This window comes from Endozoicomonas sp. ONNA1, from assembly GCF_024606325.1.
In the GTDB taxonomy this organism is placed as follows: domain Bacteria; phylum Pseudomonadota; class Gammaproteobacteria; order Pseudomonadales; family Endozoicomonadaceae; genus Endozoicomonas_A.
This window is the reverse complement of sequence record NZ_JAHHPN010000387.1, coordinates 1-10,722: the sequence shown is the minus strand read 5'-3', so window position 1 is coordinate 10,722 and position 10,722 is coordinate 1. Positions and strand designations below refer to the sequence as shown.

10 protein-coding genes are annotated in these 10,722 nt (G+C 46.1%); 7 read left to right on the top strand and 3 right to left on the bottom strand.

Features of this window, described 5'->3' with window-relative positions; all coding sequences use genetic code 11:
- From topA to KDK19_RS08990, 3 genes are all read left to right on the top strand, one after another.
- Positions 1–2,519: type I DNA topoisomerase (topA, locus tag KDK19_RS09000; RefSeq protein ID WP_257291770.1), on the top strand; the 2,519-nt coding region annotated here is incomplete at its 5' end.
- Positions 2,520–2,586: 67 nt separating this feature from the next.
- A complete protein-coding gene (locus KDK19_RS08995) occupies positions 2,587–3,081 on the top strand; it encodes a DUF6586 family protein (RefSeq protein ID WP_257255008.1) in 495 nt (164 codons plus the stop codon).
- Positions 3,082–3,259: 178 nt separating this feature from the next.
- Positions 3,260–3,652, top strand: coding sequence for a hypothetical protein (locus tag KDK19_RS08990; protein WP_257255007.1), 393 nt, complete (start codon positions 3,260–3,262; stop codon positions 3,650–3,652).
- Positions 3,653–3,679: 27 nt separating this feature from the next.
- Here KDK19_RS08990 and KDK19_RS08985 read toward each other — a convergent pair whose 3' ends face one another.
- The 3 genes from KDK19_RS08985 to KDK19_RS08975 all read right to left on the bottom strand — a co-directional run bounded on the left by KDK19_RS08985 (position 3,680) and on the right by KDK19_RS08975 (position 7,486).
- Positions 3,680–4,174 carry a SulA-like leucine-rich domain-containing protein gene (locus tag KDK19_RS08985; RefSeq protein WP_257255006.1) on the bottom strand — a complete coding sequence of 165 codons (495 nt, stop codon included), beginning with the start codon at positions 4,172–4,174 and terminating at the stop codon, positions 3,680–3,682.
- A 78-nt stretch (positions 4,175–4,252) separates the two neighbouring features.
- Positions 4,253–4,855, bottom strand: coding sequence for a transcriptional repressor LexA (gene lexA / locus KDK19_RS08980; protein WP_306670710.1), 603 nt, complete (start codon positions 4,853–4,855; stop codon positions 4,253–4,255).
- Positions 4,856–5,131: 276 nt separating this feature from the next.
- Entirely contained in the window at positions 5,132–7,486 is a 2,355-nt protein-coding gene (locus KDK19_RS08975; protein WP_257291769.1) for a serpin family protein, read from the bottom strand.
- Between the two features lie 145 nt (positions 7,487–7,631).
- On the opposite strand from KDK19_RS08975, the gene KDK19_RS08970 reads away from it, so the two are divergent.
- The 4 genes from KDK19_RS08970 to KDK19_RS08955 all read left to right on the top strand — a co-directional run.
- Complete coding sequence (locus tag KDK19_RS08970) at positions 7,632–8,279, top strand: TetR/AcrR family transcriptional regulator (RefSeq protein ID WP_257274721.1); 648 nt, start codon at positions 7,632–7,634, stop codon at positions 8,277–8,279.
- Positions 8,280–8,345: 66 nt separating this feature from the next.
- Positions 8,346–8,828 (top strand): L,D-transpeptidase, encoded by a 483-nt coding sequence (locus KDK19_RS08965; RefSeq protein WP_257255003.1) that lies wholly within the window; start codon positions 8,346–8,348, stop codon positions 8,826–8,828.
- A gap of 39 nt (positions 8,829–8,867) precedes the next feature.
- Positions 8,868–9,914: a beta-N-acetylhexosaminidase gene (gene nagZ / locus KDK19_RS08960; protein WP_257291768.1), complete on the top strand. Its 1,047-nt coding sequence runs from the start codon at positions 8,868–8,870 to the stop codon at positions 9,912–9,914.
- Between the two features lie 403 nt (positions 9,915–10,317).
- Positions 10,318–10,722 (top strand): WD40 repeat domain-containing protein (locus KDK19_RS08955; RefSeq protein WP_257291767.1); only part of this gene is annotated, 405 nt, incomplete at its 3' end.

The following is a 10,722-nucleotide window of genomic DNA, read 5'->3' as shown; positions in this document are numbered from 1 at the left end:
GCTCCAAGAAGCCTGTGGATCCCAAAGCTCGGGCAAGGGCCGCTGCTGAGACACGTAAGCTATCTCCTGAGCAGAAAATCATCCATAAGAAGCGCAAAGCCAAAGAACAGCTCATTGAAAGAATGGGCATTGACCCTGAAGAAGGGTGGAAAGCCCGTTACGAAATTTTGCCTGGCAAAGAGAAAGTGGTCGATGAGCTTCGACGCCTTGCCGAGTCTGCTGACAAAATCTACCTCGCAACGGATTTGGACCGTGAGGGAGAGGCTATAGCCTGGCATCTTCAGGAGGCCATAGGGGGAGAGCCTGATCGATATCGGCGGGTCGTTTTCAATGAAATTACCAAGAATGCCATCCAGGAAGCCTTCAAGGAGCCGGGTATTCTCAATATTGACCGGGTCAATGCCCAGCAGGCAAGGCGGTTCCTCGACCGCGTAGTGGGTTATATGGTTTCCCCATTGCTCTGGGCGAAAATTGCCCGTGGCCTGTCGGCAGGGCGAGTCCAGTCTGTAGCGGTTAAGTTAATTGTTGAGCGGGAGCGTGAAGTCAGAAGTTTTATCCCGGAAGAGTATTGGGAAGTCTATGCTGACCTGACTACCGGGAGTGGGGAAGTTATTCGCTTCCAAGTCGCCAAAGAAGCCGGTGACGCCTTCAGACCTACCAGTGAGGCCTCCACTGAAGTTGTTCTGGAAAAGCTGAGACGTGCTGATTACCAGCTGACAGAGCGAGAAGATAAGCCGACCCGCAGTCGTCCTTCTGCCCCTTTTATTACCTCAACGCTACAGCAGGCAGCCAGCACCCGTCTTGGATTCAGTGTCAAGAAAACCATGATGATGGCTCAACGCCTCTACGAAGCGGGTCATATTACTTATATGCGTACTGACTCCACCAATCTGAGTCAGGAAGCAGTGGAGAGTGCCCGGGAGTTTATTAATGGTACCTACGGTGCGAAGTATCTGCCAGAGGAGCCAAACCGGTATTCCAGCAAAGAAGGCGCTCAGGAGGCACACGAAGCAATACGTCCTTCCTCTGTGACTGCTCAGCCGGGTTCTATATCCGGACTTGAGAAGGATGCAGAGCGACTCTATGAGCTGATCTGGAGACAATTTGTTGCCTGTCAGATGACGCCCGCGGAGTACCTGAGCACTTCCCTGACGGTCAGAGTGGATGACTTTGATCTGAGGGCGAGAGGCAGAACCCTGAAGTTTGATGGCTACACTCGTGTCATGGCAGCTATTGCCAAGAAGGGTGAAGACATCATTCTGCCCGCCCTGAACAAAGGTGACCCCCTGGATCTGAAAAAACTGGACCCGAAACAACTCTTTACAAAGCCGCCGGCCCGTTTCAGTGAAGCGGCTCTGGTTAAGGAGCTGGAGAAGCGCGGAATTGGAAGACCCTCGACTTATGCTTCCATAATTTCGACCATTCAGGATCGTGGTTATGTATCTCTGAAAAATCGTCGTTTCTATGCCGAGAAAATGGGCGATATTGTCACAGACCGGCTGGTTGAAAATTTCCATGATCTTATGGATTACAACTTTACCGCCAATATGGAGTCAAATCTCGATGTGGTGGCTGAAGGTGGCAAGAACTGGAAGGATCTGCTGGACCATTTCTACAGTGATTTCAGCAACAAGCTGGAGCAGGCTGAAAACGACAGTGATGGCATGCGATCCAATGACCCTTCTCCCACCGACATCAAATGTCCTGAATGTGGCAGGGATATGATGATTCGTACAGCGAGTACTGGCGTCTTCCTGGGCTGTTCCGGTTACTCGCTCCCCCCGAAGGAGCGTTGTAAATGTACGATTAATCTGGTGCCTGGAGAAGAGGTTGAAGATGCTGACGATGAGAATGCTGAAGTTAACGCTTTGCGAGCTATGCATCGTTGTCCCAAGTGTTCTACAGCGATGGAAAGCTATCTGATTGATGAGCAGCGCAAGCTTCATGTCTGTGGTAATAACCCGGACTGCTCCGGCTATGAAGTGGAACAAGGTCAGTTCAAGCTCAAAGGTTATGATGGCCCTGTGCTTGAATGTGACAAATGTGGCTCCGAGATGCAGCTGAAATCGGGACGTTTTGGCAAATACTTTGGTTGCACCAACAGTGAGTGTAAAAACACCCGTAAACTGCTGAAGAGTGGGGAAGCGGCCCCCCCAAAAATGGATCCGGTGCCCATGCCCGAACTTAAGTGTCTGAAAGTGGATGATCACTACATTCTCAGGGACGGTGCCTCCGGACTTTTTCTGGCCGCCAGCCAATTTCCAAAGAATCGTGAGACCCGTGCTCCTCTGGTCAGTGAACTGATCCCTCATCAGGCGGCTATTGATCCTAAATATCATTATCTTCTGGATGCTCCGAGACAGGATGCTGAAGGCAATCCAGCGATAATCCGCTTTAGTCGTAAAACCAAGACTCAGTATGTTATGAGTGAGTCAGAAGGTAAGGCGACGGGGTGGAGTGCTACCTTCCAGGAAGGTAAGTGGGAAGAAAAAGTCACCAGAAAGCGCAAAAAATCCTGATCTGGCCTGTTCAAAAACAAGACCTTCGCGGTGATCCGTGAGGGTCTTTCTATTTGTGAGAATGATTATGTCTGAGCAGTGGCGAGCCTATACCAATAAGAAGTTGCACTATGCCCGTTTACAATTGGGTACTTGGGAAAGAGCAGAACCTTTCGAGCAGGAAGCTTTTCGCGAAGCATTTTTGTTGCATGCTCGTCAGGCATATTTCTCCATGCTGGCAGAGATATTGTCTCCTTATGGTCATCAGTTAAGCCGTCTGATGTCTCTGGAAGAAGCTTACAACTTGGTAAGTGAGCAGGAAGGTGATGTTTCTGAACTCGAGCAGCTAAAACAATTAGAGTTGTCTGACAGCTGGCTGGCAGATTTACTCAAAGCTTATGGCGAAATTTCACTTTTAGACGATGATATACAATCATATTCTAATAAAATCAATACTGCCATGATTGCTTCGGACAGTGCTGGAAGTACAAGAGGTGTTAAAACACCGGAAAGTGCCAAAAGTATTCTTGCTTCCCTCAAGGAATTGGTGGGCCACTTCAGAAATTTCAATCTCGAATGGTGACTTAATCATTTACTGCTCATTCTGCGTTCAACCGTTGGGATCGCCATAGACTGGGGAGTATCTTGTGCCCAGGGAGGGATATAGGTACAAAGTCTTATATAAGCCGGGGTCAACACTCAATGAGCCAGGGGGGGGGGCTCTGTAGGTGCGATTCAGACAGGTTTGACAGAGGTACCCTATGACAAAGATCATGCTGTGCTGTTCTGCAGGTATGTCTACCAGTATGCTGGTTAATCATCCTTTCACATTACTCTGCATTGACCTGTTGCATCATGATGCACAATGCTGCATGATTTCCACCTCTTACTCGCTATTTATGGGACGAAATATGGCTGCATCGTTTTTGGAAATTGTGGAACTTCCAACAGGAGAGATTGTTTTGCGACGCAGTGATGAAGAGGGCGAGCCCCTGCTGACCATGAAATTTTCCGGGGAAGCCAAGGAGTATCTTGAAGGAGAGTATCTACAAGTGGCAAAGGTCATGTTTGACGCCGGAATGCGGGAAGTTGCTGAACTGACTCGTCCCCAATCCTCTGAAGAAGAGATTCCTGAGAACAGAGTGCTGCATTGACTCTATCTTCAAGGCAGTGACAGGTTTTCATGCAACCTGCCTGCTGCGAATAGCCAGTCCCTGACACTGTCCATTGCGGGCAGCGCTTTCAAGCTTGATTAGCCACCCTTTATCCAAGTGTCCCAGCCAACTAATGACGGTGTGGCTGGTTCCGGATGCCAGTGCTTTCCGGGTGAGTTCCAGTGTCTGGTGATCATCGTTAGCGCTAAAAATTTGCACCTTGTCATGGTTCAGGTTGCAATTCTTTAACCATTGCAAGGTTCTGGTATCCGATTTGTCTGCCAGAATCAGAGTCAACCAGCGTTCACTGTCACTGGAAAGCTGACTGAGCATTGGTGTCAGGAGTTGTTCGGCCTGCCAGGGTTGTCCTGACAGAATGAGCTCATTAATACTGGGACTGGGAGAGCTTTTATTTTTCTCTGGTAACGTTTTTTTCAGGCTGGAGCGGTTTATGCGAACTGTGTTGCTCTGAAAGCCTGATGTTGAAAAATTGTGCCTTTCACTGCTTGTTCGGTACAGCATGAATCCTTCCTCCTGGCATGGTCCGGTCGCTTTTCGGTGTTCTCACTCAAGTGTACAGGTGCTCATACAACATCCGTTTCAGGACTGATTTCTGATCACCCCGACGCTTAAACCTTCGACCGCGAAAATATCATGAGTGAGATCGACGACAATGGTTTCGAACTCGTCGTTTTCCGGATGGAGTAATACCTTGTTTTTCTGTTTCTCGAATCGTTTAACGGTGACTTCGTCTTCTATCCTGGCGACGACAACCTGACCGTTTCGAACCTCTGTAGTCTTGTGAACGGCCAGCAGGTCACCATCAAGAATCCCGATGTTTTTCATGCTCATCCCTTTGACTCTTAACAAGAAGTCAGCGGCTGGGGTGAAGAAGCCGGGGTTGAGCATCAGGTGGTCTTCGATATGTTCCTGGGCGAGGATCGGGTTACCGGCAGCCACCTGTCCAATGATCGGAAGGCCTTCAGGCTGGCTGTCTGGAATTCGGATACCTCGTGAAGCACCGGGGGTAATTTCGATGGCGCCTTTACGGGCCAGTGCCCTGAGATGTTCTTCTGCCGCATTGGGTGAACGAAAACCGAAGGTCTTGGCGATTTCTGCCCTGGTGGGTGGGAAACCTGTCTCTTCGATATGAGACTTGATCAGGTCCAGTATTTCGGATTGCCGTTTAGTCAGTTTGATCATGGTCACTCAATCTGTTTTTTTATACAGTATCTGTGATTATATACAGTAATATTGCTCTGGCAAGTCATTATGTTAGGTCGGGCCGCGCAGGTCGGGCCGCGCAGGTCGGGCCGCGATGATGAGCAGCAATTGAACTAAGGGCCGTCAATGATGCATGTGGCAAGCTTTACCTTCCTACTGGTGAATGGTTGACCGATATTCGCAAACTGATTCTGTGAGGCTTTTGTTAAAAAAAATCCGGAGGTGATTAATCTCCGGATTTAGCATTGTATTGATTCATGGTTGATTAAAAGTTAACTTCTCACGCAGCGCGTCCCAGGCTTGAAAAGAAACCTCTAATTGAAAAGGAGAATCACGACCAAAAATCCTGACAAATTTAAAATGTTTGTCTCCAATTGATTTTAATATTCTTTCTCTAAGCTTTTTAGCCTCTTCCAAAGAAGACATCGTGAGTGTTAGCTGTATATGATCTGATTTAGTATTCTGAATATCAAACTCCCCATTCGGATTATAGTTCTGTTGTATTAAAGTACTTACACTCCCCATTGGAGTTTGATCGGTTACTTCTTTTTTAGATGTGAATTGATCATCAGACGTATAAACTTTGCTATCAGAACTGTCATCTTCACTATCAGACATATCATAATCGTTAAAAGTTACCAGATTATCGGAGCTCGGTTTTTCAGCAGGGGTAATTGTAGGATCATCTTTGTTGTCAGAAATATAAAAATCGGTAGATTTAGAAGTTATTTTATCAATCATTTGATTCCATTCTCTTTTTGAAACATATACTTCAATAGAAAAAAAGCTTTTGTTAACCCGAATTAAATTCTCATTTTTTTCACCAATTGATTCTAATACACTTTCTTTAAACTTTTTAGCACTATCCAAAGAAGAAAAACTGACTGTTAAATTAGTATTGTTTGCATCAGCACTTTGAATATCTAAATACCCATTTGGATTATAAAATTTATTTATATAAGTGCTCACATCAACAGTTTCAAAAGTTCTAAAAGACAGATCTTTTATTAGAGATAAGTTTTTTTGTACTTCTTCCTGTTTATTTAAGAACGGGTTATTAGAACTATCATCATCGCTATCAGATATATCATCATCGCTATCAAATAGATCATCTTCGCTATCATACATATCAAAAGGGTTGGAACTTGCCAGTTTTTTAGAATTAGAACTCTGTTTTCCAGCGGTGCTGATTACAGGATCACCATCAAACTCCAAAAAGCTGCCATCCTTTATGACCAGCTCAATTAACCGATTACCTTCTTTGTCTACAATGGCAATGTAGCCAGGGCAGTCAAAATCAAAATGAGAAGTTCCAGATACGCACCTTGTTAAAATTTTTGCAACAGTCGCCATCTTACCGCTAGCACCTTCTTCATCAACAGATAATACGATCTTCTGAAGCACCTCCAGATCCTGATCTGCCGGTAGGCCTAGTCTTGTCAGATCTCCTGCTACTATGTCGGTTCCTAATGCCTCACACATTTTCTCGAGTAACTGAGTGTCGCAACTGTCTTCTACTTTTATTTTGGGTAGCGATAGCTGATATTTCGCTTCTTTATAATTTAATTGTTTAGTCAGCTCATTAATCGTTTCAGAATCAAGATTGTTAATCGCTGTGGCACTTTCTTTACGCGGTTTTATTGCGACCAGTTTAAGATCTTCTCCATTCAAAGATTTGAATTCCTTGGCGATGGCAGCAAATTTGCTGTTAGAAGCACATTGAACCGTTTCAGTTTTAACCATCATTTTTACGTTGTTAATACGAGTTCCATCTGCGCATAGAAAGCTTTGAGGAGCGGTTTTATCTGGAGAAAAACTATCCTCCCAGACACCCCGGAATTCCATTACATTACCTATTGTCGCTGTAACTTCATTCATGTCATCAAACAAATTTTTAATTTTTCCTTTGGTTTTCTCCTTGACAAAATCTTCTGTGACTTCAGCAACGTTCCATTGATTACTTTCCAGCTTTTGGGTTTGATAACATTCAGAGAGTATTTTTTCTAATTGCTCATCCCTGACATGAAAAGCAGAAGCGATAAAGTTAGCGCAAGAGATTAACTGTTCAGGATGGCCTCCGTAAGGGTTGTCTTTGCTGAATTTACCGAGTTCTTTATGGATTTCAGTTTCCAGCTCTTCAGTCAAGGTTCCTTTGGGGATTCCCAAAATTGATTCCTTTTTGGCATTGTCATCTATGCACGCCAGAAGCATGCCCAAAACCGGAGTCAGGCTGGTAGGAGACGCTACCGTGCTTTTTTTGCCCTCACTGTTCAGAATCCCGAATGAGATTTTATCAATGAGTTTTTTAGCAATATCAGAAGCCTGTAGTGTGGTCCCGGTATGTGTGTCTTGCAGATTAAATGGCTGCGAAGACATTGATATTGATTTGATTGAGTGTCCAATAGGTGTCATAGTCATTTCTCCATTACTTGATAATAATTGATTAGCGTGAATAAACTCACTGCTTCCATGCTTTGTGCTTCCCTGTTTTGCAGCAAGAGCATTGTTTGTAGATTGCCGTAAATTATGGGTTGCCTGATTACTATTAGTTAAGTGTTTGTCCTCGATAAAATCACTAACCGATAAGTTAGTGATGGCAACAATTTGCACCCTGTAATAGTGTTGAGCAATGCTCCGTACCACTGACTCGTTGGGTTAACTCGATGAGGCTTTGCTACTAGTGGCCTTGACAGCTGAGGGTAAGAAACGTAGGTTCTAAACAGTCGTTTATTAATCTTATAAAATTCCCCGGATCATGGCACAACCTTCAACCGTAGAGAGAATTCTGGATTCAGCCGAGCTGCTCTTCGCCGAACATGGCTTCGCAGAAACCTCCTTAAGAACCATTACAAGACAGGCAGGGGTTAACCTGGCTGCAGTGAACTATCACTTTGGCTCTAAAAAAGCATTGATACAGGCAGTATTTGCCCGTTTTCTGGCTCCCTTTATGGAGGGGCTGAATACCACTCTGGATCAGTGGTCAGATCACAGTGAACAACCTGATCTTGAAGCTGTGCTTCAGATACTGGTTGACCATATTCTTGCTGTGAAACCCAGAAGGCCGGATGACATCTCTATTTTCATGAAACTCATGGGGCTGGCATTCACCCAGAACCAGGGGCACTTGAAACGTTATCTGACCGAAACCTATGGAACTGTCTTCAGTCGATACTTTGAGTTACTGTTCAGGGCCTGTCCTGACCTTCCGATTGCCGATAAATTCTGGCGTACCTACTTTAGTCTCGGTTCTGCTGTCTTCTCTGTATCCGGTGCTGATGCGCTCCTGTCCATCGCCAAGAGAGACTACGACATTGATGACAATCTTGAGAATATCATGAGAAGAATGGTGCCGTTTATGGCAGCCGGTCTGCGTGCTCATGCCACCCATGATAGTGGCCGATAATGTTTATTCTGCATGCAGGCTCTTAAGCCTGAGGCGCTGCGAAGCCAATCAATACGAGATTCAGCTGTGCATATTAATGTTCGAATTGCCTCACAGACTCTGGAGTTGATGCAGGAGGGGGTAGAAACGATCTGTTACTCTGTCTCTACTGCCAGTAAGGGGACAGGTCAGCAGGAAGGTAGCTGGCAGACTCCCCTTGGTCATCATATTATTCGAGCTAAAATAGGTGACGGCCTTCCTCTCAATGCAGTGTTTGTAGGAAGGCGATACACGGGTGAGATTTATTCTCCGGAACTACAACAACAATACTCTGAACGTCGGGACTGGATCTTAAGCCGCATTCTCTGGCTAAGTGGCCTGGAACCCGGTTACAACCGTTTGGGAAATGTCGATACTATGCGACGATATATCTATATCCATGGAGCGCCTGATTCCGCTGTGATGGGGGAGCCGGGTTCAAGAGGCTGCGTTAGGATGCATGGTCATGACATGATTGATTTATTTGACCGGGTTGTTCCGGGAACTACCATTGATATTCTGCCAGAGTAGTCTTATCGCATGCAGTCAGGTCAGGAGAACAGGAAAAGTATGAATACGCATGGTCAAAACGATGCGAAAAATAATGGTGTTCTGATCATTGATCTTGAAGGTCAGACACTCCAACCCGAAGAGCGGGAATTGCTCCTGCATCCTGGCGTTGCTGGCGTATTGTTTTTCGCCAGAAATTTTCAAGATCGCAAACAGTTGTGTGACCTGGTCAGTGACATCAGAAGTATCCGGCAGAATCTGATTCTGATGGTCGATCAGGAAGGTGGCAGGGTGCAGCGTTTCAGGAACGACTTTACCCGTCTGCCGCCGGCAGAACATTACGCCAGATATTTCAATTGTGATCCTCAGAAAGCGCTCGAGTTGATTGAAGATTGCGGTTGGCTTATGGCTGAAGAGCTTCTTTCCTGCGGTCTTGACCTCAGTCTGGCTCCGGTATTGGATTTGAATCTTGGGCTGACCGAAATAGTGGGCGATCGTGCGTTAGGCAGTGAGACTGAAAACGTCATTAAACTGGCCACTGCATGGTGCAGTGGTGTCCATGAGTCAGGAATGGCCTGTGTCGGTAAACATTTTCCAGGCCATGGCAGTGTCAATGAAGACTCTCACCTGACCCTGCCTCGGGACAACCGTTCGCTAAACGCCATCCGGCAGCAAGACATGGTGCCATTCAAAACGTTGATAGAGCAGGGTATAGAAGCGATTATGCCTGCTCACATTGTCTTTTCTGAAGTGGATGATCAGCCTTGTGGTTTTTCTTCAATCTGGTTGAAAGATATTCTTAGAGAGCAGATTGGTTTTAGTGGAGTAGTTATTAGCGACTGTTTGACTATGGAAGGTGCCGCTTCAGCGGGAAGTTATACTCTCCGGGTTGAAAAAGCCTTGAATGCGGGTTGTGATCTCTTGTTACTCAGCAATAGGAAGGGGGTCCGGGAAGTTCTGCCCTGGCTTGAACAGTCTTCTTTCTGTCCGCCTGATTTTTCTTCACTTGAGGCCAGCGGCGGTCGAGCTTTGGAAGAACTGGTTACTCTGGATCGATATTTGAGTTGTAAGGACAGACTGGACTACCTTTCTGAACGATTCAAATGATTGTTCATAATGCGTCATATGCAGTGGGTGTTGTCTTTGGTGTCCATGTTCACTCCTTTCTCTCTTTATTCACCATAACTATCGCTCAACCTCTGAAAATAGCTATGACCCTATGTCGGATAAAAAGCAGCACATTTTCAGTTTTATAACACCATGTGTGACTTTTTCAGGTGTTCCGACAGCGGCAGGACTCATTATCAAAATACTTGGCCAATTGACTTATGACGGTTTCTATCTTGCGGTGGATTCGAACACACTGTGAACGACTGGACATCGCAGGAAAAAGGTGAAGCCAGTATTGTTGAAAATAGTTCCAGATCGCTATATATGGGAAAAATTTGACTGAACGCGAAATCTTAACTTTAATCGCAAAATCTGGTTCTTTTTATAATGCGTTGTTTGCATGAGCCTGTATAAATACGCTTTTTTTCCGGTTCTGGCTATTTCCCTTTTGTGCCCGGCACCGACCGCGATTGCGTCGGTACCCATCGACCCGGTTCTGATCCACACCCTTACCCTGGACCCCAATCAGCCACCCATCACACCGCCCACTCTTAACAAGAACCATTGCGCACCACACGGAGCTTTCGGCATTGTCTGGCGTCAGGACGGCAGGTACATGGCGGTGGGGGTAGGTTCAGGTTCAGGGGATCGCAAATGTGGTTATACAGGCCCTGTGCTGATCTTTGATATGACCGACCCTCAGAGCCCCCTGTTGGTGAACACTCTTAACGATGCAACAGACTGGATACGAAGCCTGGCCTACCACCCCGACGGCACCCTGCTGGCGGCTGGAGGGGATGACAGA